This is a genomic window from Streptomyces sp. NPDC031670, from assembly GCF_055580545.1.
Window position 1 is genome coordinate 1 of record NZ_JBVILC010000030.1, and the last position, 24,648, is coordinate 24,648.

General features: G+C 69.1%; 19 protein-coding genes. 12 read left to right on the forward strand and 7 right to left on the reverse strand.

Annotated elements, in window-relative coordinates:
- Positions 1 to 131 precede the first annotated feature (131 nt).
- Genes ACZ5ID_RS33770 through ACZ5ID_RS33785 form a run of 4 tightly spaced genes read right to left on the reverse strand, consistent with a single transcriptional unit; the run spans position 132 to position 3,988 of the window.
- On the reverse strand, positions 132 to 914 hold the full coding sequence (locus ACZ5ID_RS33770; RefSeq protein ID WP_468905755.1) for a succinate dehydrogenase/fumarate reductase iron-sulfur subunit: 783 nt from the start codon (positions 912 to 914) through the stop codon (positions 132 to 134).
- Positions 911 to 2,860 (reverse strand): fumarate reductase/succinate dehydrogenase flavoprotein subunit, encoded by a 1,950-nt coding sequence (locus ACZ5ID_RS33775; protein WP_468905757.1) that lies wholly within the window; start codon positions 2,858 to 2,860, stop codon positions 911 to 913. Before ACZ5ID_RS33775 ends, ACZ5ID_RS33770 begins: the two co-directional genes overlap by 4 nt.
- On the reverse strand, positions 2,860 to 3,678 hold the full coding sequence (locus ACZ5ID_RS33780) for a hypothetical protein (RefSeq protein WP_468905760.1): 819 nt from the start codon (positions 3,676 to 3,678) through the stop codon (positions 2,860 to 2,862). The genes ACZ5ID_RS33775 and ACZ5ID_RS33780 overlap by 1 nt, the downstream gene beginning before the upstream one ends.
- 22 nt (positions 3,679 to 3,700) lie before the next feature.
- Entirely contained in the window at positions 3,701 to 3,988 is a 288-nt protein-coding gene (locus ACZ5ID_RS33785) for a hypothetical protein (protein WP_406552018.1), read from the reverse strand.
- A gap of 311 nt (positions 3,989 to 4,299) precedes the next feature.
- Here ACZ5ID_RS33785 and ACZ5ID_RS33790 point away from each other — a divergent pair, with 311 nt between their 5' ends.
- The 12 genes from ACZ5ID_RS33790 (at position 4,300) to ACZ5ID_RS33845 (ending at position 21,127) form a co-directional block, all read left to right on the forward strand.
- Positions 4,300 to 6,828: an ABC transporter family substrate-binding protein gene (locus ACZ5ID_RS33790; RefSeq protein ID WP_468905763.1), complete on the forward strand. Its 2,529-nt coding sequence runs from the start codon at positions 4,300 to 4,302 to the stop codon at positions 6,826 to 6,828.
- Between the two features lie 307 nt (positions 6,829 to 7,135).
- A complete protein-coding gene (gene typA / locus ACZ5ID_RS33795; protein ID WP_389890161.1) occupies positions 7,136 to 9,043 on the forward strand; it encodes a translational GTPase TypA in 1,908 nt (635 codons plus the stop codon).
- Between the two features lie 386 nt (positions 9,044 to 9,429).
- Positions 9,430 to 11,049, forward strand: coding sequence for a peptide ABC transporter substrate-binding protein (locus tag ACZ5ID_RS33800; RefSeq protein ID WP_468905766.1), 1,620 nt, complete (start codon positions 9,430 to 9,432; stop codon positions 11,047 to 11,049).
- 146 nt (positions 11,050 to 11,195) lie between these two features.
- Entirely contained in the window at positions 11,196 to 12,122 is a 927-nt protein-coding gene (locus ACZ5ID_RS33805; RefSeq protein ID WP_468905768.1) for an ABC transporter permease, read from the forward strand.
- Positions 12,115 to 13,056, forward strand: a complete 942-nt coding sequence (locus ACZ5ID_RS33810) for an ABC transporter permease (RefSeq protein WP_468905770.1) — start codon at positions 12,115 to 12,117, stop codon at positions 13,054 to 13,056. The genes ACZ5ID_RS33805 and ACZ5ID_RS33810 overlap by 8 nt, the downstream gene beginning before the upstream one ends.
- A gap of 14 nt (positions 13,057 to 13,070) precedes the next feature.
- The gene (locus ACZ5ID_RS33815; RefSeq protein WP_468905773.1) at positions 13,071 to 14,126 is read left to right on the forward strand and encodes an ABC transporter ATP-binding protein; all 1,056 of its coding nucleotides are present in this window, start codon (positions 13,071 to 13,073) and stop codon (positions 14,124 to 14,126) included.
- On the forward strand, positions 14,119 to 15,267 hold the full coding sequence (locus tag ACZ5ID_RS33820) for an ABC transporter ATP-binding protein (RefSeq protein WP_389890176.1): 1,149 nt from the start codon (positions 14,119 to 14,121) through the stop codon (positions 15,265 to 15,267). Before ACZ5ID_RS33815 ends, ACZ5ID_RS33820 begins: the two co-directional genes overlap by 8 nt.
- Before the next feature lie 198 nt (positions 15,268 to 15,465).
- A complete protein-coding gene (locus tag ACZ5ID_RS33825; RefSeq protein WP_468905776.1) occupies positions 15,466 to 17,091 on the forward strand; it encodes a peptide ABC transporter substrate-binding protein in 1,626 nt (541 codons plus the stop codon).
- A gap of 73 nt (positions 17,092 to 17,164) precedes the next feature.
- On the forward strand, positions 17,165 to 18,088 hold the full coding sequence (locus ACZ5ID_RS33830; RefSeq protein ID WP_468905778.1) for an ABC transporter permease: 924 nt from the start codon (positions 17,165 to 17,167) through the stop codon (positions 18,086 to 18,088).
- The gene (locus tag ACZ5ID_RS33835; protein WP_468905780.1) at positions 18,081 to 19,100 is read left to right on the forward strand and encodes an ABC transporter permease; all 1,020 of its coding nucleotides are present in this window, start codon (positions 18,081 to 18,083) and stop codon (positions 19,098 to 19,100) included. Before ACZ5ID_RS33830 ends, ACZ5ID_RS33835 begins: the two co-directional genes overlap by 8 nt.
- 13 nt (positions 19,101 to 19,113) lie before the next feature.
- Entirely contained in the window at positions 19,114 to 20,088 is a 975-nt protein-coding gene (locus tag ACZ5ID_RS33840) for an ABC transporter ATP-binding protein (protein ID WP_468905783.1), read from the forward strand.
- Entirely contained in the window at positions 20,081 to 21,127 is a 1,047-nt protein-coding gene (locus tag ACZ5ID_RS33845; protein WP_468905785.1) for an ABC transporter ATP-binding protein, read from the forward strand. The genes ACZ5ID_RS33840 and ACZ5ID_RS33845 overlap by 8 nt, the downstream gene beginning before the upstream one ends.
- 200 nt (positions 21,128 to 21,327) lie before the next feature.
- Here the strand turns inward: ACZ5ID_RS33845 and ACZ5ID_RS33850 are convergent, their stop codons facing one another.
- The 3 genes from ACZ5ID_RS33850 to ACZ5ID_RS33860 all read right to left on the reverse strand — a co-directional run bounded on the left by ACZ5ID_RS33850 (position 21,328) and on the right by ACZ5ID_RS33860 (position 24,609).
- A complete protein-coding gene (locus tag ACZ5ID_RS33850; protein ID WP_468905787.1) occupies positions 21,328 to 22,470 on the reverse strand; it encodes an ABC transporter ATP-binding protein in 1,143 nt (380 codons plus the stop codon).
- Between the two features lie 26 nt (positions 22,471 to 22,496).
- Positions 22,497 to 23,564: an ABC transporter ATP-binding protein gene (locus ACZ5ID_RS33855; protein ID WP_468905789.1), complete on the reverse strand. Its 1,068-nt coding sequence runs from the start codon at positions 23,562 to 23,564 to the stop codon at positions 22,497 to 22,499.
- Positions 23,565 to 23,631: 67 nt separating this feature from the next.
- Positions 23,632 to 24,609 carry an ABC transporter permease gene (locus ACZ5ID_RS33860; RefSeq protein WP_468905792.1) on the reverse strand — a complete coding sequence of 326 codons (978 nt, stop codon included), beginning with the start codon at positions 24,607 to 24,609 and terminating at the stop codon, positions 23,632 to 23,634.
- Between the last annotated feature and the right edge of the window lie 39 nt (positions 24,610 to 24,648).

Consider the following 24,648-nt stretch of genomic DNA (forward strand, 5'->3'; position numbering starts at 1 on the left):
GCTCGAACTACACACGCGAACGGGGCGAGTGACGGCACCGGTAGGGGGGGGGGGGGGGGGCTGTGGTGGGGGGGTTGGTCTCTCTCTTCTTCTTTCCCCCCCCCCCCCCCCCGCCCCGTTGCGTACGGCCGTTACCGGTCCCGGCTCCCGGGCCGGCGGCCGATCCTGCTGCCCAGCCAGACCAGCGGGTCGTACTTGCGGTCGACCGCCCGCTCCTTCAGCGGGATCAGCGCGTTGTCGGTGATCTTGATGTGCTCGGGGCAGACCTCCGTACAGCACTTGGTGATGTTGCAGTAACCGAGGCCGTGTTCGTCCTGGGCGGTGCGCTTGCGGTCCAGGCCGATTTCCTCGGCCGCGTCCAGCGGGTGCATGTCCAGCTCCGCGACCCGCATCAGGAAGCGCGGGCCGGCGAAGGCCGCCTTGTTCTCCTCGTGGTCGCGCACCACATGGCAGGTGTCCTGGCACAGGAAGCACTCGATGCACTTGCGGAACTCCTGCGAGCGCTCCACGTCGATCTGCTGCATCCGGTACTCGCCCGCCGCGACGCCCTTCGGAGGGACGAAGGCGGGAACCTCCCGCGCCTTGGCGTAGTTGAAGGAGACGTCGGTCACCAGGTCGCGGACGACCGGGAACGCCCGCAGCGGGGTGACCGTGATCGTCTCCTCGCGCGCGAAGACCGACATCCGGGTCATGCACAGCAGCCGGGGCCGCCCGTTGACCTCCGCCGAGCACGAACCGCACTTGCCCGCCTTGCAGTTCCAGCGCACCGCCAGGTCGGGGGCCTGGGTGGCCTGGAGGCGGTGGATGATGTCGAGGACCACCTCGCCCTCGTTCACCTCCACCGTGAAGTCCTTCAGGGCGCCGCCGCCGGTGTCGCCGCGCCAGACCCGGAAGCTCGCGTCATACGTGGTCACTCGTAGAGCTCCTCTTCGGCGAGGTACTTGACCAGCTCCTCCTTCTCGAAGAGGGCGAGCAGGTCGGCACGGATGGGTTCGGTCTCTTCGCGTTCCAGGCGGATCTGCCCCCGGGCCGGGTCGGCCGCCCCGGGGTCGCCGGCGGGCTCGGCCAGCCGGCACAGCAGGTTCGCCCGCCGCCACGCCCGGTCCATCGCGGGCCAGTCCTCGCGGGTGTGGCCGCCCCGGCTCTCCGTGCGCTCCAGGGCCGCCCGTGCCACGCACTCGCTGACCAGCAGCATGTTCCGCAGGTCCAGGGCGAGGTGCCAGCCGGGGTTGAACTGGCGGTGCCCCTCCACCCCGGCCCGCCGGGCCCGTACGCGCAGCTCGCCCAGTTTCTGGAGGGCCTGCCGCATCTCCGCGTCCCGGCGGATGATGCCCACCAGGTCGTTCATGGCCTGCTGGAGCTCCTGGTGCAGGGCGTACGGGTTCTCCGGCGCGGCGCCCTCGGTGCGGGCCGGTTCGGCGCTGAAGGGCCGCAGCGCCTCGGCCGCCGCCAGGTCGACCTGGGCCTCGTCGACGGCCGGGCGGGCCCCCGCCAGGGCGGCTGCGTACCCAGCGGCGTGCAGCCCGGCGCGGCGGCCGAAGACCAGCAGGTCGGAGAGGGAGTTGCCGCCGAGGCGGTTGGAGCCGTGCATGCCTCCGGCCACCTCGCCCGCCGCGAACAGTCCGGGCACCCCGCGCGCGGCGGCGGTGTCGGAGTCGACGGCGATACCGCCCATCACGTAGTGGCAGGTCGGACCGACCTCCATCGGCTCGGCCGTGATGTCCACGTCCGCCAGCTCCTTGAACTGGTGGTGCATGGAGGGCAGCCGGCGCCGGATGACCTCGGCGGGCATCCGGGTGGAGACGTCCAGGAAGACACCGCCGTGCGGGGAGCCGCGGCCCGCCTTCACCTCGGAGTTGATGGCGCGGGCGACCTCGTCGCGCGGGAGCAGTTCGGGCGGGCGGCGGTTGTGGTCCGGGTCCTCGTACCAGCGGTCGCCCTCCTCCTCGGACTCCGCGTACTTCTCCTTGAAGACGTCCGGCACGTAGTCGAACATGAAGCGCTTGCCGTCGGAGTTGCGCAGCACCCCGCCGTCGCCGCGCACGGACTCGGTGACCAGGATGCCCTTGACCGAGGGCGGCCAGACCATGCCGGTGGGGTGGAACTGCACGAACTCCATGTTCAGCAGCGGCGCCCCGGCCAGCAGGGCGAGCGCGTGGCCGTCACCGGTGTACTCCCACGAGTTCGACGTCACCTTGAAGGACTTGCCGATGCCGCCGGTCGCCAGGACCACGGCCGGGGCCTGCAGGACGAAGAACCGGCCGGACTCGCGCTCGTAGCAGAAGGCGCCCGACACCCGGCCGTCCGCCTTCAGGCTGTGTTCTTTCAGGACCCGGGTGACCGTGCACTCCTGGAAGACCTTGAGGCGGGCCTCGTAGTCGCCGAACTCGCGCCGGTCCTCCTGCTGGAGCGAGACGATCTTCTGCTGGAGGGTGCGGATGAGCTCCAGGCCGGTGCGGTCGCCGACATGGGCCAGCCGCGGGTACTCGTGGCCGCCGAAGTTGCGCTGGGAGATCCGCCCGTCGGGCGTACGGTCGAACAGGGCGCCCCAGGTCTCCAGCTCCCACACCCGGTCGGGCGCCTCGCGCGCGTGGAGCTCGGCCATCCGCCACTGGTTGAGGAACTTGCCGCCGCGCATGGTGTCGCGGAAGTGGACCTGCCAGTTGTCGCCGGAGTTCACATTGCCCATGGAGGCGGCGATGCCGCCCTCGGCCATCACCGTGTGGGCCTTGCCGAAGAGGGACTTGCAGATCACGGCGGTACGGGCGCCCTGCTCGCGGGCCTCGATCGCGGCCCGCAGGCCCGCACCGCCCGCGCCCACCACGACCACGTCCCACTGCTGGCGTTCCACATGCGTCATCAGAAGAACCTCGGATCGTCGAAGGCCCCGGTGGCGAGGAAGTACACGTACAGGTCGGCCAGCGAGACGCTGATGAGCGAGGCCCAGGCGAGCAGCATGTGATGGCGGTTCAGCTTCCCGGCCCAGCTCCACAGCCGGTAGCGCACCGGGTGCCTGGAGAAGTGCCGCAGCCGCCCGCCGACGATGTGCCGGCAGGAGTGGCAGGAGAGGGTGTACGCCCAGATCAGCACGATGTTGACGGTGAAGACGAGGGTGCCCAGACCCATGTGGCCCCACCGGTAGTGCTCGTCGCGGTAGGCGAGCACGGTGTCGTACGTGAGGAAGGCGGCGACCGGCAGCGCGAAGTAGAACGTGTACCGGTGGATGTTCTGGATGATCAGCGGGAAGCGGGTCTCGCCGGAGTACTTCTTGTGCGGCTCGGCCACCGCGCAGGCGGGCGGCGAGGCCCAGAAGCCCCGGTAGTAGGCCTTGCGGTAGTAGTAGCAGGTGCCGCGGAAGGCCAGCGGGAAGATCAGGATCAGCAGGGCGGGGGAGAGGCCCCACCAACTGCCGAAGAGGTCGGCGTTGGGGCCGCCCCGCATCGGCACGCAGTTGTCGGCGACGCACGGCGAGTAGAACGGCGAGACGTAGGGAGCGGCGTAGTAGTCGTCGTTCACGAAGGCCCGCCAGGTCGAGTAGACGACGAAGGCGAGCAGTCCGGCGGCGGTCACGGCGGGCGCCAGCCACCAGCGGTCGGTGCGCAGATGGCGGGGCGCGATGGCGGCGCGCGTGGGGCCGGACACGCCGGTGAGCGGTTGGGGTTCGGTGCCTGTGGCCAACAGTGGCTCCAGTTCCGTTCAGTCAGGGGGCGCGCCGGTCGCGGGCGCCCAGACCTTCGTCGTCCGAGTCCGTCCACAGCGAGGTGTCGTACGGCGTGTCCGGGATGGTGACCAGGTCCGGGCGCGCCTCGGTGGCGGGGGCCGCGGTCTGGCGCAGCAGCGCGACGCTCTCGCGCAGATGGTCGGTGTCGGTCCGTATCCGGCGGATGTCCAGGCCGTCGTCGCCGACCTGTTTCTCCAGCCGCCCCACCGACCTGACCAGGTCGTCGAGACAGCGCTGAACTGCCGTCAGCTCGTCGTGCAGGGACATGACGTGCCCTACCTTCCGCAGTGGCGGGCGGTGACCGGTCGTTCCGGAGGGCGACCTCCGGGTCCCCCGAAAGGTCATGCGCCTGAGAGTGTCGCGCGTCACTTCCGTGGTTGTGAAGGTGTGTGCACCGGGTTCCCGGGGCGCGTACTGAGCCGTACGCGCCCCTCGTTGCGCCGCATGGGTGGGATCCGGCCGCCGCCGCGCCGTGTCGCCGTACACCCGGGCGTGGCGTCCTCTTCAGTGGGTGAGCAATACGTGTGATCATCGCGAAATGCCACCAAGCAAATAAAAACTGACGAAGAGGTACAAACATGCCCCACGTCGGCGTCCAGCGCGGGAGGGCATCCCGGGCGACCCGCACCGTCGCCGCGATCCGCACCGTCGCTTCGCTCCGGTCCGTCGCGCTCCTCACCTCCGGTGTGCTGGCGCTCCCCGCACTGGCCGGCTGCTCCTCGGGCGACGACTCGGCCGGCGAGCTCGTCGCGCCGCAGGACATCGGCGCGGCGGCCCGGCCCCAGGTCGCCGACGGGGGCACCCTGCGCTGGGCCGTCGACGCGATGCCCCAGACGCTCAACGCCTTCCAGGCCGACGCCGACGCCGCCACCGCGCGGATCACCGGAGCGCTGCTGCCGTCCCTGTTCACCCTGGACGAGCGCGGGCGCCCGCAGCGCAACCCGGACTACCTGGAGAACGCGGAGGTCGTCCAGCGCGAGCCCAAGCAGGTCGTGCTCTACAAGCTCAACCAGAAGGCGGTGTGGAGCGACGGCCGGGAGGTCGGCGCACCCGACTTCGTCGCCCAGTGGCGGGCGCTGAGCGGGCGCGACACCGCGTTCTGGACCGCGCGCAACGCCGGGTACGAGCGGATCGAGAAGATCGAGAAGGGCGCCAACGACCTGGAGGTCAAGGTCACCTTCGCCAAGCCGTACGCGGACTGGCGCGCCCTGTTCAGCCCGCTCTACCCCAAGGACGTCACCGGGACGGCGAACGCCTTCAACGACGGCGCCCGCACCACCCTGAAGGCCACCGCAGGACCGTTTCTCCTGAAGGCCTCCGACCGCGACAAGGGCACGCTCACCCTCGCCCGCAATCCGCGCTGGTGGGGCCGGCCCAGCAAGCTCGACGAGCTGGTGTTCCGGGCCGTGCCGCGCGAGAAGCGGGTCGCCGCCCTCGCCGACGGCACCCTGGACGTGGCCGAGATCGACCGGTCCGCCGCCGACCGCATCACCCTGGCCGAGCGCGACAAGGGCGCCGGCCGGGGCGCCGACGGCCCCGGACTCGCCCACGGCCCCGGCACCGCCCTCACCCCCGCCTCCGCGCTGCGCTCCTGGGCCGTCGCGCACGGCTCCGACGAGGAGCGCGCCGAGGCCGAGGTACGGGCCCGCAGACAGACCCGCGAGGCCGTCGCCCGGTACGCGCGGGAGCAGACCGGCCTCGCGGGGCTCAGCATCCGCAAGTCCCTGGAGCCCGCCTACACCCAGCTCGCCCTCAACGGCAGCTCCGGCCCGCTCGCCGACGAACGGGTGCGCCGGGCGGTGGCCCGGGCGCTGGACCGCCAGGAGCTGGCGGAGATCGTGCTCAAGCCGCTCGGGCTGCCCGCCCGGCCGCCCGGCAGCCATCTGGCGCTGGCGGGCCAGCCGGCGTACGCCGACAACAGCGGCGCGCTCGGCGGCCAGGACACCCACGAGGCGCAGGCCCTGCTCGCGGACGCGGGCTGGACCCCGGGCGGCGCCCGGCAGAAGCCCGGCACGAGCAAGGCGGGCAGCAAGGCGTCCGGCGCCTCGGCGGAGGGCGACGCCAAGCGGGAGAGCGCCGGGGACGACGGCACCTACATCGTCGGCGACGACAAGGGCCGCCGGGTCCGGTCGAGCCCGAACCTGTACTCCCTGGGCGGCACGAAGGTCGGCGAGGGTCCCTACTACGCGGACGAGGAGAGGCCCGCCGCCTCCTCGGGGGGCCGGGAGGGCTCCGGTGGCGACGACCGGCCGGGCGGGAGCCGGCCGGTCGGCAGGCCGGGCGACAACCGGCCCGGCGGCTCCGACACGCATGTGCTCGCCCCGGCCCGCTCCGCCGCCCTCCAGGAAGTCGCCCTGATGCGCCAGGCCGACGCGCTGGACGACACGGGCTCCGGACACCGGGGCGCCGCCGCCCAGGACGAGGCGGGCGCGAAGAAGGAGCGCGGCACGGCCGGGGAGGCCCACCGCAGCCAGGCCCGGCACCAGGGCGGCGCACCCGGCGCGTACGCGCCCAAGGGCACCGCGGCCCCGGCGGCGGCCGGGCCGCTCGGCAAGGACGGCAAGCCGCTCACCCTGCGGTTCGTCCTGCCCTCCGGTCCGGGCTCCGAGGCGCTGCGGTCGGTGGGCGACCGGGTCGCCCAGATGCTCAGGGCCGTCGGGATCAGCACCGAGGTCTCCAAGGTGGCCGACGACAGCTACTTCAAGGACCACATCGCCTCGGGCAACTTCGACCTGGCGCTGTACTCCTGGCCCGGCACCGCCTACCCGGCCACCGACGACCGGCCGGTCTTCGCCAAGCCCGAGCCGGCCTCGGACGGCTCGCTGGTCGTCGAGCAGAACTACACCCGCGTCGGCACCGACCACATCGACCAGTTGTTCGACCAGGCCACCGGGGAGCTCGACGAGGACGAGGCCCGCGAGCTGGTCCGCAAGGCGGACGCCCGTATCTGGGCGGCGGCGGCCTCCATCCCGCTCTACCAGCGCCCGCAGCTGGTCGCGGTGAAACCGAATGTGGCCAATGCGGGCGCGTTCGGTTTCGCCACACCGCTCTTCCAGGACATCGGTTTCAAGAAGTCGGAAAATGCCCCGAAGGGGCCTGTGAAGTGACGGAAGGGTTGCCGGGTTGTCCTAAGAAATAGCAGGTCACAACCTCAGAACTGGCTCAAGTCCCTTGCCCGTCGGTCCGCCGGCGGGCAAGGTCGTACCTGCCCTTGACCCGGCCATGGGGCTGCTCCGACCAGGGCGCCCCGCAGCTCCTCAGCACCCCGAGAAACGATCACAGGTTCGGCCCGGGAGGCCCCCGGCGCGCCAGGCCCGTACCATAGGACTAGCCGTGGCGTGTCCGCGCCCGGCGGGCGGACGAGGCTTCGACCGTCAGACGCCTGATTCCCGATCGAGAGAAGCGCCAGCCAGCATGCCCACGCGCCACGACATCCGCAATGTCGCCATCGTCGCCCACGTCGACCACGGCAAGACGACCATCGTCGACGCCATGCTCAAGCAGGCCGGCTCCTTCGCCGCGCACGCCGCCGAGTCCCTCGACGACCGCATGATGGATTCGAACGACCTGGAGCGTGAGAAGGGCATCACGATCCTCGCCAAGAACACGGCGGTGAAGTACCACCCCAAGGACGGCGGGGCCCCCATCACGATCAACATCATCGACACCCCCGGCCACGCCGACTTCGGTGGTGAGGTCGAGCGCGGTCTGTCGATGGTGGACGCGGTCGTGCTGCTGGTGGACGCCTCCGAGGGCCCGCTCCCGCAGACGCGCTTCGTGCTGCGCAAGGCGCTCCAGCAGCGGCTGCCCGTCATCCTCTGCATCAACAAGACCGACCGCCCGGACTCCCGGATCGACGAGGTCGTCAACGAGACGTACGACCTGTTCCTGGACCTGGACGCGGACGAGGACCAGATCGAGTTCCCGATCGTCTACGCCTGCGGTCGCGACGGCATCGCCTCGCTGACCAAGCCGGAGGACGGCACGGTCCCGGCCGACTCCACCAGCCTGGAGCCGTTCTTCTCCACCATCCTGGAGCACGTCCCGGCCCCGACGTACGAGGAGGACGCGCCGCTCCAGGCCCACGTCACCAACCTCGACGCCGACAACTTCCTCGGCCGTATCGCGCTGCTCCGCGTCGAGCAGGGCGAGCTGCGCAAGGGCCAGACCGTGGCCTGGATCAAGCGCGACGGCTCGATCTCCAACGTCCGCATCACCGAGCTGATGATGACCGAGGCGCTCACCCGCAAGCCCGCCGAGGTCGCGGGTCCGGGCGACATCTGCGCCGTCGCCGGTATCCCGGACATCATGATCGGCGAGACCCTCGCCGACCCCGAGAACCCGGTCGCGCTCCCGCTGATCACCGTGGACGAGCCCGCGATCTCCATGGTCATCGGCACCAACACCTCGCCGCTGGTCGGCCGCGGCGGCACCGGCAAGGGCGCCTCGGCGAAGGCGGCCGTCAAGGACCGCAAGGTCACCGCGCGTCAGGTGAAGGACCGCCTCGACCGCGAGCTGATCGGTAACGTCTCGCTGCGCGTGCTGGACACCGAGCGCCCCGACGCCTGGGAGGTGCAGGGCCGCGGTGAGCTGGCGCTGGCCATCCTGGTCGAGCAGATGCGCCGCGAGGGCTTCGAGCTGACCATCGGCAAGCCGCAGGTCGTCACCAAGCTCGTCGACGGCAAGGTGCACGAGCCGGTCGAGCGCCTCACGGTGGACGTGCCCGAGGAGCACATGGGCGCCGTCACGCAGCTCATGGGCGTCCGCAAGGGCCGCATGGACAACATGTCCAACCACGGCTCCGGCTGGGTCCGCATGGAGTTCGTCGTCCCGTCCCGCGGTCTGATCGGCTTCCGTACCGAGTTCCTCACCGGTACGCGCGGCACCGGCATCGCGCACTCCATCCACGAGGGCCACGAGCCGTGGTTCGGCACCCTGACGACCCGTAACAACGGTTCGCTGGTCGCCGACCGCGCGGGCGCCGTCACCGCCTTCGCGATGACGAACCTCCAGGAGCGCGGTGTGCTCTTCACCGACCCGGGCACCGAGGTGTACGAGGGCATGATCGTCGGCGAGAACTCGCGCGCCGACGACATGGACGTCAACATCACCAAGGAGAAGAAGCTCACCAACATGCGCTCCTCCTCCGCCGACTCCTTCGAGGCGATCGTCCCGCCGCGCAAGCTCTCCCTGGAGCAGTCCCTGGAGTTCTGCCGCGACGACGAGTGCGTCGAGGTGACCCCGGAGGCCGTCCGTATCCGGAAGGTCGTCCTGGACCAGAAGGAGCGCGGCCGTACGGCCTCGCGCGCCAAGCACGGCTGAGTCCGGCCCCTGCCGGCCGCACGGCCCTGCCTTCCGCATGTCACGCGGTCAAGTTGTTTTCCCCTACACGCTGTTCGGATATCGAGCGTCGCTCTCCGGAAGATGTGTTAACGGTCCGTTTCGGGCGTGTCTGTCTGTGCTCTGTTTGTCCGGATTTCGGACTGTTGGCCTGACCTGATGTTGTCAAAACGAGACCCTTTAAGTGTGGTTTACAGCCCGGCTGTACTTAATAGTTGGCTCCACTGAGCTCGGGTCAATGGGTCACGCACTGTGGGGAGTGCCGACTCACGAGCACACTCGGGGCGTTTGATCGATCGCCGTCAGGGGTGTCGGCGATCTTTTTATGCCCCTCTTGTTGTGACAAGTGGACTCATGAGGAGGAACCCATGCGTGGTGCCAAGAGCGCCAAGTGGGTCGCGGGTGCGGCGATCGTTGCCATGGCTGCGACCGCCTGTGGTGGCGGCGACGGTGACAGCAAGGGCAAGGGGGGTTCGGACGGCGTCATCTCCATGGAGATCGGCGAGCCGCAGAACCTGCTCGTGCCCTCGAACACCTACGAGACCGAGGGTGGCGAGGTCGTCAAGGCCGTCTTCACCGGTCTGACCAAGCTGAACGAGAAGAACGAGGTCGTCAACGACCTGGCGCAGTCGATCGAGACCAAGGACTCCAAGGTCTGGACGATCAAGCTGAAGCCCGGCTACACCTTCCACAACGGTGAGGCCGTCACGGCGAAGTCCTTCGTCGACGCCTGGAACTACGGCGCCAACCAGGACAACGCGCAGCAGACGAACCCGCTCTTCTCGCACATCGCCGGCTTCAAGGACCTGAACCCCGGCAAGGGCAAGAAGGTCACCACCAAGGAGATGTCCGGCCTCAAGGCCGTCGACGACAACACCCTCCAGGTGACCCTGGAGACGCCGTTCTCTGCCTTCACCTCGCAGCTCTCCTTCTCGGCGTTCATGCCGCTCCCGAAGGTGTTCTTCGACAACCCGAAGGCCTTCGGCGAGGCGCCGATCGGCAACGGCCCGTACAAGATGTCGGGCAAGTTCCAGCACAACGACAAGATCTCCGTCGTCAAGTACGACAAGTACCCGGAGGCCTCGAAGTACGAGGTCAAGGGGATCAACTTCAAGATCTACTCGAACTCCGACACGTCCTACAAGGACCTCGTCGCGGGCAACCTGGACATCGACGACTCGATCCCGACGTCCGGTCTCGCCACGTACAAGAAGGACCTCGGCGACCGCGCGATCGACGAGTCGGACTCCGGTGTCGGCTACATCGGCTTCCCGCTGAAGTACAACGAGGCCTTCAAGAACAAGGACCTCCGCAAGGCGATCTCGATGGCGATCGACCGGAAGGCCATCGCCGACAAGATCTTCCTCGGCTCCCGTATGCCGGCCGACGACTTCATCAGCCCGATCATCACCGGCTACCGCCAGGGCGCCTGCGGTGACGCGTGCAAGCTGGACCCGGCGAAGGCCAAGGAGCTCTACAAGACGAGCGGCGGCCTGCCGAACAACACGCTGGAGATCGGCTACAACGCCGACGGCGACCACAAGGGCTGGATCGAGGCGGTCGCCAACCAGATCCAGCAGAACCTCGGCATCAAGGTCACCGCGAAGCCGTTCGAGCAGTTCCAGACCATCCTGAACGACCTCGACGCCAAGAAGTACAGCGGCGGGTTCCGTATGGGCTGGAACATGGACTACCCGAACGCGGAGAACTACCTGCGTCCGATCTTCTCCAAGGACGCCATCGAGAACGGCTCGAACTACGCGGGCTACACGAACGAGAACTTCGAGAAGCTTCTCGTCCAGGGCGACCAGGGCAAGACCCCGGCGGAAGCCGTCAAGGGGTACCAGGCGGCCGACGACATCCTGCTCGACGAGATGCCGTACATCCCCGTGTACTTCTACAAGCTCAACGCTGGCTACAGCTCGAAGATCAAGAGCATGAAGATCGCCGGTGGCGACGTCCTCTGGGACACCGTCAAGCTCAGCTGAGCGATCCAGCCCGTGAACCAACGGGCTGAGGGTGGGCAGGGGGAGTCCATTGGAGGTCTCTCCCTGCCCACCCTGTCTGCCGTCCAGCCGTCCGCACTGCCACCCCTCACCGGCACCGGGCGAGTCAGCACCCCTCTGGAGAACCGATGGGCCGATTCGTCGTGCGCCGTATCTTGCAGGCGATCCCTGTACTGATAGGCGTTACGTTCCTCATCTTCTACCTGGTCTTCGCACTCAAGGGCGATCCGATCCAGGCCCTGGCGGGCGAGAAGCGCGCCGACCCCAACATCGCGGCGATGCTGCGCGAGCAGTACCACCTCAACGACCCCAAGATCGTGCAGTACTGGCACTACATCAGTGGTGTCTTCACCGGTGATCTCGGTACGACCTACACCGGACGCTCGATCTCGGAGATCGTCAGCGAGCGCTTCCCGATCACCCTCGAACTGGCGCTCACCGCGTTCGGTATCGAGGCGGTCATCGGCATCGTCGCGGGTATCTTCGCGGCGCTGAAGAAGGGCAAGTTCCTCGACAACCTGGTCCTCATCAGCACGCTGCTGCTGATCTCGATCCCGGTGTTCGTCCTCGGCAACGTGCTCCAGCTGGAGTTCGGCGTCAAGTGGAAGATCACGCCGGTCGCCGGTGTCGACGACGGCTGGCCCACCAGCTACATCCTGCCCGCCTTCGTGCTGGCCTCGACCTCCATGGCGTACATCGCGCGGCTCACCCGCGCGAGCATGATGGAGTCGATCCGCGCGGACTACGTGCGCACCGCGATCGCCAAGGGCCTGCCCCGGCGCCGCGTGATCGGCATCCACACGCTGCGCAACTCGCTCATCCCCGTCGTCACCTTCCTGGGTATGGACCTGGGTGCGCTGATGGGTGGCGCGATCATCACGGAGCGGGTCTTCAACCTGCCCGGTATCGGCGGACAGCTGGCCCAGTCCGTCTATCTGCGCGAGCGTCCCGTGGTGGTCGGCATCGTCACCCTGCTCGTCCTGATCTACCTGGTGGCCAATCTCGTCGTAGACCTTCTCTACGCCGTGCTCGACCCGAGGATTCGCTATGAGTGAGAAGACCATGGAGAAGGCCGCCCAGGCCGACGCGACGGTGAGCGACAAGGCGGCCGAGGCCGAGGAGAAGGCGGCGGCCCGCCAGGCGAGCCTGCTGCGCGACGGCTGGATGGACCTGCGCAAGCGGCCCATGTTCCTGATCTCCGGCTTCGTCATCGTGGTCCTGCTGGCGCTGGCCATCGCCCCCGGGCTCTTCACCTCGCGCAGCCCGTTCAGCGACGGCTTCTGCCAGCTGCAGAACTCGATGGAGCCGCCCAGCTCCGGTCACCTCTTCGGCTATGACCTCCAGGGCTGCGACATCTACACGCGTACGGTCTTCGGCACCCGGAACTCGATCATCGTCGGTGTGGCCACCACGCTGATGACGACGTTCTTCGGCGCGCTGCTCGGCATGGTCGCGGGTCTGCGCGGCGGCTGGATCGACGCGATCCTCTCGCGGGTCACCGAGGTCTTCTTCGCGCTGCCGCTCATCGTCGGCGCGCTGCTGATCATGTCGATCATCGGCGGCGGCGACCCCTGGTCGGTGTCGTTCATCCTCGCGGTGCTCGGCTGGCCGCAGGTCTACCGGATCATGCGCGGCGAGGTCATCGCCAACAAGTACAACGACTACGTGATGGCGGCCAAGGCGCTGGGCGCGGACACCAAGCGGATCGCGTTCCGGCACATCCTGCCGAACACGCTCGCCCCGGTCATCGTCGTCACGACGATGAACCTCGGTGTCTACATCTCGGCCGAGTCGGCGCTCTCCTACCTCGGCATCGGCATCCAGCACCCCAACATCTCCTGGGGTCTGATGATCAGTGACGTGCAGGACCGGTTCCTGACCTCCCCGCACGCCCTGCTCTTCCCCGCCGCCGTGCTCAGCATCACCGTGCTGGCGTTCATCATGCTCGGCGACGTGGTCCGCGACGCCTTCGACCCGAAGATGCGCTAGGGAGGGCGTACTCCATGACCATCATTGAGAAAACGGCGGGTGTACCCGCCCCGCGTTCCGAGGGCGACTCCGCGCCGCTCCTCGAAGTCCGCGACCTGCACGTCGAGTTCCACACCCGGGACGGCGTCGCCAAGGCCGTCAACGGTGTCAACTACACCGTCTCGGCCGGCGAGACCCTCGCCGTCCTCGGCGAGTCCGGCTCCGGCAAGTCCGTGACCGCGCAGGCGATCATGGGCATCCTGGACATGCCCCCGGGCCGCATCCCGCAGGGCGAGATCCTGTTCCGCGGCAAGGACATGCTGAAGATGTCCGGCGAGGAGCGGCGGAAGATCCGCGGCCAGAAGATCGCGATGATCTTCCAGGACGCGCTCTCCTCCCTCAACCCGGTGCTCACCGTCGGCTACCAGCTCGGCGAGATGTTCCGGGTCCACCAGGGCGCCTCCCGCAAGGAGGCCAAGGCCAAGGCCATCGAGCTGATGGACAAGGTCAAGATCCCCGCCGCCAAGGCGCGGGTCAACGACTACCCCCACCAGTTCTCCGGCGGTATGCGCCAGCGCATCATGATCGCGATGGCGCTGGCCCTGGAGCCCGACCTGATCATCGCGGACGAGCCGACCACCGCGCTCGACGTGACGGTCCAGGCGCAGGTCATGGACCTGCTCGCGGAGCTCCAGCGCGAGTTCCACATGGGTCTGATCCTGATCACCCACGACCTCGGCGTGGTCGCCGACGTCGCGGACAAGATCGCGGTGATGTACGCGGGCCGGATCGTGGAGACCGCGCCGGTGCACGAGCTCTACAAGCGCCCGGCGCACCCGTACACCCGGGGTCTGCTCGACTCGATCCCGCGCCTGGACCAGAAGGGCCAGGAGCTGTACGCGATCAAGGGCCTGCCGCCCAACCTGCTCAAGGTCCCCTCGGGCTGCGCCTTCAACCCGCGCTGCCCGAAGGCCCAGGACATCTGCCGTACGGACGCGCCGCCGCTGCACCAGGTCACCGAGGCCGACGGCACGGTCCTGACCGGCCGTGGCAGCGCCTGCCACTTCTGGAAGGAGACGATCCATGGCTGAGCCGGCCAAGAAGGACGAGGCCGTGGACGCGACTCCCAGCGTCACCGACGTCGTGAAGAAGGACGCCTCGACGACGACCGAGGTCGAGGCGCTCCTCGACGTCAAGGTCGACCGCGGCGAGCCGATCCTCCAGGTGCGCAACCTGGTCAAGCACTTCCCGCTGACCCAGGGCATCCTGTTCAAGAAGCAGATCGGCGCGGTCAAGGCCGTGGACGGGGTCTCCTTCGACCTCTACCAGGGCGAGACCCTCGGCATCGTCGGCGAGTCCGGCTGTGGCAAGTCCACCGTCGCCAAGCTGCTGATGACGCTGGAGCGGGCGACCGCGGGCGAGGTCTTCTACAAGGGCCAGGACATCACCAAGCTGTCCGGGCGCGCGCTGAAGGCCGTCCGCCGCAACATCCAGATGGTGTTCCAGGACCCGTACACGTCCCTGAACCCGCGGATGACGGTCGGCGACATCATCGGGGAGCCCTTCGAGATCCACCCCGAGGTGGCTCCCAAGGGCGACCGGCGCCGCCGGGTCCAGGAGCTCCTGGACGTCGTGGGCCTCAACCCCGAGTACATCAACCGCTACCCGCACCAGTTCTCGGGCGGTCAGCGCCAGCGCATCGGCATCGCCCGCGGCCTCGCGCTCAACCCCGAGATCATCATCTGCGACGAGCCGGTCTCGGCGCTCGACGTGTCGGTCCAGGCGCAGGTCATCAACCTGATGGCGAAGCTGCAGGACGAGTTCAACCTCTCCTACCTCTTCATCGCGCACGACCTGTCGATCGTCCGGCACATCTCGGACCGCGTCGGTGTGATGTACCTCGGCAAGCTGGCCGAGATCGGCTCGGACGAGGAGATCTACGAGCACCCGACGCACCCGTACACCCAGGCGCTGCTCTCCGCGGTGCCGGTGCCGGACCCGGACGCCCGTGAGCACCGGGAGCGGATCATCCTCACCGGTGACGTCCCGTCGCCGGCCAACCCGCCGTCGGGCTGCCGCTTCCGCACCCGCTGCTGGAAGGCGGAGGAGCGCTGCGCCACCGAGGAGCCGCTGCTCGCCGTGCCGGTGCGCTTCCAGGGTCAGGACGGCCCGGTCGCGCACGAGTCGGCGTGCCACTTCGCCGAGGAGAAGGACGTGGTGGGCGCGGCCTGACCGCGCGACCCCCGCGCCACACGGAAGGGGCGCCCGGAACCTCACGGTCCCGGGCGCCCCTTCGGCGTCGGCCCCGCGCCCCCGTCGTTCCCCCACCCGTTGATTCCTCCGCCCATTCGGGTGCAGCAGACATGCACCCCTTCCCCTCCCGGGGTGATATTTGGCCCTAAGTCGGACTTGGGACTCTAGGAGGACTCCATGCGCGGAGCCACGCACGCCAAGTGGGCCGCCTGCGCGGCGGTCGTCGCTCTCGCGGCGACGGCCTGCGGGGGCGGGGACAGCGGTGGCGGTGGCGCCTCGGGCATCGTGAGCTCGTCCTGGGGTGATCCGCAGAACCCGCTGGAGCCCGCCAACACCAACGAGGTGCAGGGCGGCAAGGTCCTCGACATGCTCTTCCGGGGGCTCAAGCGGTACGACCCGAAGACCGGCGCCGCCAAGGACATGCTCGCCGAGAAGATCGAGACCACCGACTCGACCACCTTCAACGTCACCGTCAAGGACGGCTGGACGTTCTCCAACGGCGAGAAGGTCACCGCGAAGTCCTTCGTGGACGCCTGGAACTACGGCGCCAACCTGAAGAACAACCAGAAGAACGCGTACTTCTTCGGGTACATCGAGGGCTACGACAAGACCCACCCCGACAAGGGCGAGCCCAGCGCCGAGAGCCTCTCCGGGCTGAAGGTCACCGGGGAGCGCACCTTCACCGTCAAGCTCAACCAGAAGTTCTCCACCTGGCCCGACACCCTCGGCTACGCCGCCTTCGCCCCCCTGCCCAGGGCCTTCTTCGACAACCACGCCGCGTGGCTGTCCAAGCCGGTCGGCAACGGCCCGTACACGGTGAACTCGTACACCAAGGGCTCGAAGCTGGAGATGCGCAAGTGGGACGGCTACCCGGGGCCGGACAAGGCGCAGAACGGCGGTGTCGACCTCAAGGTCTACACCGACAACAACACCGCCTACACCGACCTGACCGCCGGCAACCTCGACCTCGTCGACGACGTGCCCGCCTCCCAGCTCAAGAACGTCAAGGCGGACCTCGGCGACCGGTACATCAACACCCCGGCCGGCATCATCCAGACCCTCGCCTTCCCGTACTACGACGAGGCCTGGAACACCCCGGGCGCGGCGAAGGTCCGCAAGGGCCTGTCCATGGCGATCAACCGCGCGCAGATCACCGACACCATCTTCCAGAAGACCCGCACCCCGGCCACCGACTGGACCTCACCCGTGCTGGGCGCGGACGGCGGCTACAAGGCGGGCCTCTGCGGGGACGCCTGCAAGTACGACCCGGCCGCCGCCAAGAAGCTCATCGAGGAGGGCGGCGGGATCCCCGGCGGCCAGGTGAAGATCTCGTACAACGCGGACACCGGCTCGCACAAGGAGTGGATCGACGCCATCTGCAACAGCGTCAACAACGCGCTGGGCAACGACCGGGCGTGCGTCGGCAACCCGGTCGGCACCTTCGCCGACTTCCGCAACCAGATCACCCAGAGCAAGATGTCGGGGCCGTTCCGGGCGGGCTGGCAGATGGACTACCCGCTGATCCAGAACTTCCTCCAGCCGCTGTACTACACCAACGCCTCCTCCAACGACGGCAAGTGGACCAACGCCGAGTTCGACAAGCTGGTGAACCAGGCCAACGCCGAGACGGACAAGGCCAAGGCGATCGGCATCTTCCAGAAGGCCGAGGGCGTGCTCCGCGACGAGATGGGGGCCATCCCGCTCTGGTACCAGAACGGCAGCGCCGGCTACTCCTCCCGGATCTCCAACGTCGCCCTGAACCCGTTCAGCGTTCCCGTCTACAACGAGATCAAGGTCAGCTGACGCCGGTGGCGGTCCGGCCCGGCGCGCGCCCCCGCGCCGGGCCGGACCCCTTCCCAGACTCTCGGAGCGGTTCATGGGACGTTATGTGATCCGGCGTCTGCTGCAGATGATCCCGGTCTTCTTCGGCGCCACGCTGCTGATCTTCCTGATGGTCAACGTGATGGGCGACCCCATCGCGGGGCTCTGCGGCGACAAGGCCTGCGACCCCTCGACCGCGGCCCGCCTCAAGCGGGAGTTCGGCCTCGACAAGCCGGTCTGGCAGCAATACACGACCTATATGGGGAACGTGTTCACCGGTGACTTCGGGACCGCGTTCAACGGCCAGAAGGTCACCGAGCTGATGTCGACCGCCTTCCCCGTCACCATCCGGCTCACGATCATCGCGATCCTCTTCGAGATCGTCATCGGCATCACCCTCGGTGTGGTCACCGGTCTGCGGCGCGGCCGGCCGGTCGACACCGCGGTGCTGATCCTGACCCTGGTGGTCATCGCGATCCCGACCTTCGTCACCGGTCTGGTGCTCCAACTGCTGCTCGGCGTCGAGTGGGGGTGGATCAAGCCCTCGGTCTCCCCGGAGGCCCCCTTCGACGAACTGCTGCTGCCGGGCCTGGTCCTCGCCTCGGTCTCGCTCGCGTACGTCACCCGGCTCACCCGGACCTCGATCGCGGAGAACTCCCGCGCCGACTACGTCCGTACCGCCGTCGCCAAGGGCCTGCCCCGCCGCCGGGTGATCACCCGGCATCTGCTGCGCAACTCGCTGATCCCGGTGGTCACCTTCATCGGTACGGACGTGGGCGCCCTGATGGGCGGGGCGATCGTGACCGAGCGGATCTTCAACATCCACGGCGTCGGCTACCAGCTCTACCAGGGCATCCTGCGCCAGAGCACCCAGACCGTCGTCGGGTTCGTGACCGTTCTGGTGCTGGTGTTCCTGGTGGCGAATCTCGTCGTCGACCTCCTGTACGCCGTACTCGACCCGAGGATCCGCTATGCCTGAGCCCGACTTCGACGAACGTTCGGTCGCCGCGACGGGTGCGGGCGGTGTCGACGAGGGAGCCATCGCCCCCACCGGCACCAGTGGCGCCATGGACCTCGCGATCAGCGAGGGCGCGACCCTGGAGAAGCGGGCGTCCGGCGGACCGGAAGGCACCGGCCCGACGGGCAGGCCCCGCAGTCTGTGGGGCGACGCCTGGCGGGACCTGCGGCGCAACCCCGTCTTCCTGATCTCCGGCGTGATCATCCTCTTCCTGGTGGTCATCTCGCTGTGGCCGTCCCTGATCGCCTCCGGCAACCCCCTCAAGTGCGACCTCTCCAAGGCCCAGCTGGGCTCCCGGCCCGGTCACCCCTTCGGCTACGACGGCCAGGGCTGCGACGTCTACACCCGGACCGTCTACGGGGCCCGCACCTCGGTCACCGTCGGCGTCTGCACCACCCTCGGGGTCGCGCTCTTCGGCTCGGTCCTGGGCGGGCTCGCCGGGTTCTTCGGCGGCGGCTGGGACGCGCTGCTCTCCCGGATCACCGACATCTTCTTCGGCATCCCCGTGGTGCTGGGCGGTCTGGTCTTCCTCTCCGTGGTCACCTCGACGACCGTCTGGCCGGTGATCGGCTTCATGATCCTGCTCGGCTGGCCGCAGATCGCCCGTATCGCGCGCGGCTCGGTGATCACCGCCAAACAGAACGACTACGTCCAGGCGGCCCGCGCGCTCGGTGCCTCCAACTCACGGATGCTGCTGCGGCACATCGCGCCCAACGCGGTGGCCCCGGTGATCGTCGTGGCGACCATCGCCCTCGGTACGTACATCTCCCTGGAGGCCACGCTCTCCTACCTCGGCGTCGGGCTGAAGCCGCCGTCCGTCTCCTGGGGCATCGACATCTCGGCCGCCTCCCAGTACATCCGCAACGCGCCGCACATGCTGCTGTGGCCCGCCGGGGCGCTGGCGATCACGGTGCTGGCGTTCATCATGCTCGGCGACGCGGTGCGCGACGCCCTCGACCCCAAGCTGCGCTGAGGAGTTGGACACCATGCTGCTCGAAGTGCGCGACCTCCAGGTCGAGTTCCGTACGCGCGACGGCGTCGCCAGGGCCGTCAACGGGGTGACCTACTCGGTGGCGGCCGGCGAGACACTGGCCGTGCTCGGCGAGTCCGGCTCGGGCAAGTCGGTGACCGCCCAGGCCGTGATGGGCATCCTGGACATGCCGCCGGGCCGGATCACCGGCGGCGAGATCTTCTTCCAGGGCCGGGACCTGCTCACCCTCAAGGAGGACCAGCGGCGCGGGATCCGCGGGTCCGGGATGGCGATGATCTTCCAGGACGCGCTGTCCTCGCTCAATCCGGTCCTGAGCGTGGGGGCGCAGCTCGCCGAGATGTTCACCGTGCACCGGGGGATGTCCCGGGCGGACGCCAGGACCAGGGCCGTCGAGCTGATGGACCGGGTGCGCATCCCGGCCGCGAAGGAGCGGGTCAACCAGTATCCGCACCAGTTCTCCGGCGGTATGCGCCAGCGCATCATGATCGCCATGGCGATGGCGCTGGAGCCCGCGCTGATCATCGCGGACGAGCCGACCACCGCGCTCGACGTGACCGTCCAGGCCCAGGTGATGGACCTGCTCGCGGAGCTCCAGCGCGAGATGAACATGGGGCTGATCCTGATCACCCACGACCTCGGCGTGGTCGCGGACGTCGCGGACCGGATCGCGGTGATGTACGCGGGCCGGATCGTCGAGGAGGCCCCGGTCCACGAGATCTACCGGGCGCCCGCGCACCCGTACACCAAGGGCCTGCTCCGGTCGATCCCGCGCCTGGACCAGAAGGGGCGCGAGCTGTACGCGATCAGGGGCCTGCCGCCGAACCTGATGCACATCCCGCCCGGCTGCGCCTTCCATCCGCGCTGCCCGATGGCGCGGGACGTGTGCCGTACCGACGTCCCCCCGCTGGCGGTCGTCTCCGAGAGCCGCAGGAGCGCGTGCCACTTCTGGAAGGAGTGCCTGGATGACTGAGGCGATTCTCGAAGTGCGCGACCTGGTCAAGCACTACCCGCTGACCCGGGGCATCCTCTTCAAGAAGCAGATCGGCGCCGTGCGGGCGGTCGACGGGGTCTCCTTCGACCTCGCGGCCGGCGAGACGCTGGGCATCGTGGGGGAGTCGGGGTGCGGCAAGTCGACGGTCGCCAGGATGCTGGTGAACCTGGAGCGGCCGACGGCGGGGCAGATCAAGTACAAGGGCACGGACATCACGAAGATGTCCGGCAAGGCGCTGCGGGCGGTCCGCCGCAACATCCAGATGGTGTTCCAGGACCCGTACACGTCCCTCAACCCCCGGATGACGGTCGGGGACATCATCGGGGAGCCGTACGAGATCCACCCCGAGGTCGCGCCCAAGGGCGACCGGCGGCGCAAGGTGCAGGACCTGCTGGACGTGGTGGGGCTCAACCCCGAGTACATCAACCGGTACCCGCACCAGTTCAGCGGCGGCCAGCGCCAGCGCATCGGGATCGCGCGGGGGCTCGCGCTGCGGCCCGAGGTCATCGTGGCGGACGAGCCGGTCTCCGCGCTCGACGTGTCGGTGCAGGCGCAGGTGGTCAATCTGCTGGAACGCCTTCAGGACGAGTTCTCGCTGTCGTACGTGTTCATCGCGCACGACCTGTCGATCGTGCGGCACATCTCCGACCGGGTCGGGGTGATGTACCTCGGCCGGATCGTGGAGACCGGGCGGGACGAGGAGATCTACGACCATCCGACGCATCCGTACACCCAGGCGCTGCTGTCGGCGGTGCCGGTGCCGGATCCGTCCGCGCGGGAGCACCGCGAGCGGATCATCCTCACCGGGGATGTGCCGTCCCCGGCGAACATCCCCTCCGGGTGCCGGTTCCGTACGCGGTGCTGGAAGGCGCGGGAGCGGTGCGCGCTGGAGGTGCCGGAACTGGCGGTCCCGGCGGCGTTCCGCCTGGCGACGGGCCCGGCGCACCATCCGTCGGCGTGCCACTTCGCGGAGGAGAAGCGGGTGGTGCCGCCGGAGGAGGCATCCCCGGGCACGTGACAGACCCCTCGCGCAGTTCCCCGCGCCCCTTCGGGGGTGCGGCGATGGCGGAGCCGAGCCCTTCAGGGGCGCGGGGAACTGCGCGACCGGCCATCCACCGGCGCGCAGGTGAGCGGTTGCGCCGGGGCCCGTGTCCGCGGTGGTGGCCGGGGTGTGCGGACGCGGGCCCGGCTCCGAAGCGGAGGCACCGGCCGCTCGGGTCAACGGGCCGTATCCGTCGCCTCCTCGATCGCGGCGAGCGCGGGATCGAGCACCACGTCCGCACCCCGCGCCGCGACCGTCGGTTCCTCGGGGAAGTGGCACGCGGTCAGATGCCCCTCCCGGTTACCCTCCAGCCGCACCAGCGGCGGCGTCTGCGTGGCGCACCGCTCGGCCGCCTTCCAGCACCGCGTACGGAACCGGCAGCCCGACGGCGGGTCGATCGGCGAGGGCACGTCACCGGCGAGCCGGATCCGCTCACGCCCCTCGCCCTCGTCGTCCACCACCGCCTCCGGCACGGCCGACAGCAGCGCGTGCGTATAGGGGTGGCGGGGCCGGTGGTAGATGGAGTCCCGGTCGCCGATCTCCACGATGCGGCCCAGGTACATCACGGCCACCCGCTGCGAGAAGTGCCGCACGATCGCCAGGTCGTGGGCGACGAAAAGGAACGCGATCCCCATCTCCCGCTGGAGGTTCTGGAGCAGGTTGACCACCTGCGCCTGGATCGACACGTCGAGCGCGGAGACCGGCTCGTCCGCCACGATCAGCCGGGGCCTGAGCCCCAGCGCCCGCGCCACCCCGATGCGCTGGCGCTGCCCGCCGGAGAACTCGTGCGGGAAGCGGTTGTAGTGCTCGGGGTTGAGCCCGACGATCTCCAGGAGCTCGCGGACCCGCTTCTCCCGCCCGCCCGGCGGGCTGATCCCGTTGACGGCCATCGGGTTGGAGATGATGTCGCCCACCGTCTGGCGCGGGTTGAGCGAGGCGAACGGGTCCTGGAAGATCATCTGGATCTCGGACCGGATCGGCGCCAGCTCCTTGCGCGAGGCGCGGCTGATGTCGCGGCCGTCGTACGTGATGGTGCCCCGGGTCGGTTCGAGGAGGCGGGTGATCAGCCGCCCGGTGGTCGACTTGCCGCACCCCGACTCGCCCACCAGACCCAGGCTCTCGCCCTGCCCGATGGTGAAGTCGACGCCGTCCACGGCCCGTACGTCCCCGATGTGGCGGCGGAGGACGAGACCGCTGGTGATCGGGAAGTACTTGACGAGCCCGGCCACCTCCAGCAGCGGCGCGGACGGCTCCGGGCCCTCCTGTCCGCCCTCGTCGCGGGGCCCCGGCACCTTGGTGAGGCTCAGCTGTTCGCTCATGATGTGTTCTCGACTCCTGCTCGGGGTCAGCGCAGCCGCGGCCGGATCTGCTCGGCGAAGATGGTGGTTTTCTGGTCGGACGTCAGATGGCAGGCCGCCCCGTGCGGCTCGCCCTCCTCGATCGCCGGACGCACCGAGCCGCAGGCCCCGCCCGGCACCTGGGCGGGGAAGGCACACCGGGGGTGGAAGGGGCATCCCGGCGGTGGCGAGAGCAGGCTCGGCGGAGTGCCTGGGATCGGCACCAGCGGCAGGTCGACCGGGGAGTCGAGCCGGGGGATCGAGCCGAGCAGCCCCCAGGTGTAGGGGTGGCGCGGGGTGCGCATGATCTCCCGTACCGTGCCGCGCTCCACACAGCGCCCCGCGTACATCACCATCACCTGGTCCGCGGTCTTCGCCACCACGCCCAGGTCGTGCGTGATGATGACGATGGCCGATCCGGTCTCCCGCTGGAGGTCCTTGAGCAGGTCGAGGATCTGGGCCTGGACGGTCACGTCCAGCGCGGTGGTCGGCTCGTCCGCGATGATCAGTTCGGGGTCGCAGACCAGTGCCATCGCGATCATCGCGCGCTGGCGCATCCCGCCCGAGAACTGGTGCGGGTAGTCGTCGACGCGCAGCTTGGGCTGCGGGATGCCGACCTTGCCGAGCATCTGCACGGCCCGTTCCCTGGCCTCCTTGCGGGAGGCGCCCATGTGCTTCATGTACGGCTCGGCGATCTGGCGGCCCACCGTGTAGTACGGCGAGAGCGCGGCGAGGGAGTCCTGGAAGATCATCGCCATCTTCTTGCCGCGCAGCTGGGCGAGCCGGCGCTCCGAGGCCCCGGTCAGCTCCTGCCCGTCGAGCAGGATCTCGCCCCGGATCGTGGTGTTGCGCGGGTTGTGCAGCCCGAGGACGGCGAGGTTGGTGACCGACTTGCCCGACCCGGACTCGCCGACGATGCCGAGGGTCGAGCCGCGCTCCAGGTCGAAGGAGAGCCCGTCGACGGCCTTGACGATCCCGTCCTCGGTGGCGAAGTGGACGTACAGGTCACGGACCGAGAGGAAGCCGCGGGACGTGTCGGCGGCCGGCTTCGCCGCTGGCTGGCTGAGGGTGCTCACGGACGGTTTCTCCTCCGCAGGTGCCTGGGTCCCGGGGTTCCGGGACCGTGAGGGTCGACGTGCTCTTTCAGGAGAGCCGGATCCGCGGGTCGATGAAGGCGTACGCCATGTCGACGACGATGTTGCACAGGACGATGATCGTGGCGCCGATGAGCATCACGGCCATCTCCAGCGGCAGGTCGCTGCGGAGCACGGCCTGCACCGAGAGCGAGCCGAGGCCGTGGAGGCCGAAGGTGACCTCGGTGATGATCGCGCCGCCGAGCACCGCGCTGAGGTCGACGCCGAAGATGGTGACGACGGTGGCCATCGCGCCGCGCAGCGCGTACCGCAGGAAGACGTAGCGCGAGCTCATGCCCTTGGCGCGGGCCGCGCGGATATGGTCCTCCGACATCTGCTCGACCATCAGCGAGCGCGTCTGCCGGCTGTAGTTGGACCAGAAGATCACCGAGAGGATCAGACAGGGCAGCAGCAGTCCCGACACCGAGCCGGCGGGGTCGCTGGTCCAGTGGGGGTCGTGGCCGCGGTCGAGCAGGTGCACCTTGGTGGAGAGCAGCAGGATGGCGATCGGGCCGATGAAGTAGATCTGCACGGACTGGCCGAGCAGCGAGGCCGCGCTGGCGACCCGGTCGAAGAGCCTGCCCTGCTGCCAGGCGGAGACCAGGCCGAGGCCGACGCCGACGGTCAGGAAGATCGCGGCGCCGCCGACGCCCAGCGAGAGCGTCGTGGGATAGCGGTCGGAGATGGTGTTCCACACCAGCTGCTGGTCGGCGAAGGAGTAGCCGAAGCAGGGCGCCGGGCAGTTGCCGACGGGCATGTCGCGCCCGGCGAAGATGCCGACCATGAAGTGCCAGTACTGCACCCAGATCGGATGGTCGAGCCCGAGGTTCTTGCGGATCAGGGCGACGTTCTGCGGGTCGCAGTTCTTGCCGCAGGACAGCAGCGCCGGGTCGGAGGGCAGGAAGAAGAAGAGGAAGTACGTGATGGCGCTGATCAGCAGCAGGATGACCGCGGCGCCGAGCAGTCGTCGCACGAGGAAACGGAGCATCGGACTCTTCCGTCTGTATGCGGTCCCCGGCCCGTGGGC

What these genes read in the sequence shown, in the direction of transcription:
- ACZ5ID_RS33800 (WP_468905766.1), top strand. Translation starts at nt 9,430, where the DNA reads ATGCGTGGTGCCAAGAGCGCCAAGTGGGTCGCGGGTGCGGCGATCGTT.
- ACZ5ID_RS33810 (WP_468905770.1), top strand. Translation starts at nt 12,115, where the DNA reads ATGAGTGAGAAGACCATGGAGAAGGCCGCCCAGGCCGACGCGACGGTG.
- ACZ5ID_RS33820 (WP_389890176.1), top strand. Translation starts at nt 14,119, where the DNA reads ATGGCTGAGCCGGCCAAGAAGGACGAGGCCGTGGACGCGACTCCCAGC.
- ACZ5ID_RS33850 (WP_468905787.1), bottom strand. Translation starts at nt 22,470, where the DNA reads ATGAGCGAACAGCTGAGCCTCACCAAGGTGCCGGGGCCCCGCGACGAG.
- ACZ5ID_RS33860 (WP_468905792.1), bottom strand. Translation starts at nt 24,609, where the DNA reads ATGCTCCGTTTCCTCGTGCGACGACTGCTCGGCGCCGCGGTCATCCTG.
- ACZ5ID_RS33785 (WP_406552018.1), bottom strand. Translation starts at nt 3,988, where the DNA reads ATGTCCCTGCACGACGAGCTGACGGCAGTTCAGCGCTGTCTCGACGAC.
- ACZ5ID_RS33825 (WP_468905776.1), top strand. Translation starts at nt 15,466, where the DNA reads ATGCGCGGAGCCACGCACGCCAAGTGGGCCGCCTGCGCGGCGGTCGTC.
- ACZ5ID_RS33775 (WP_468905757.1), bottom strand. Translation starts at nt 2,860, where the DNA reads ATGACGCATGTGGAACGCCAGCAGTGGGACGTGGTCGTGGTGGGCGCG.
- ACZ5ID_RS33835 (WP_468905780.1), top strand. Translation starts at nt 18,081, where the DNA reads ATGCCTGAGCCCGACTTCGACGAACGTTCGGTCGCCGCGACGGGTGCG.
- typA (WP_389890161.1), top strand. Translation starts at nt 7,136, where the DNA reads ATGCCCACGCGCCACGACATCCGCAATGTCGCCATCGTCGCCCACGTC.
- ACZ5ID_RS33790 (WP_468905763.1), top strand. Translation starts at nt 4,300, where the DNA reads ATGCCCCACGTCGGCGTCCAGCGCGGGAGGGCATCCCGGGCGACCCGC.
- ACZ5ID_RS33805 (WP_468905768.1), top strand. Translation starts at nt 11,196, where the DNA reads ATGGGCCGATTCGTCGTGCGCCGTATCTTGCAGGCGATCCCTGTACTG.
- ACZ5ID_RS33815 (WP_468905773.1), top strand. Translation starts at nt 13,071, where the DNA reads ATGACCATCATTGAGAAAACGGCGGGTGTACCCGCCCCGCGTTCCGAG.
- ACZ5ID_RS33840 (WP_468905783.1), top strand. Translation starts at nt 19,114, where the DNA reads ATGCTGCTCGAAGTGCGCGACCTCCAGGTCGAGTTCCGTACGCGCGAC.
- ACZ5ID_RS33830 (WP_468905778.1), top strand. Translation starts at nt 17,165, where the DNA reads ATGGGACGTTATGTGATCCGGCGTCTGCTGCAGATGATCCCGGTCTTC.
- ACZ5ID_RS33845 (WP_468905785.1), top strand. Translation starts at nt 20,081, where the DNA reads ATGACTGAGGCGATTCTCGAAGTGCGCGACCTGGTCAAGCACTACCCG.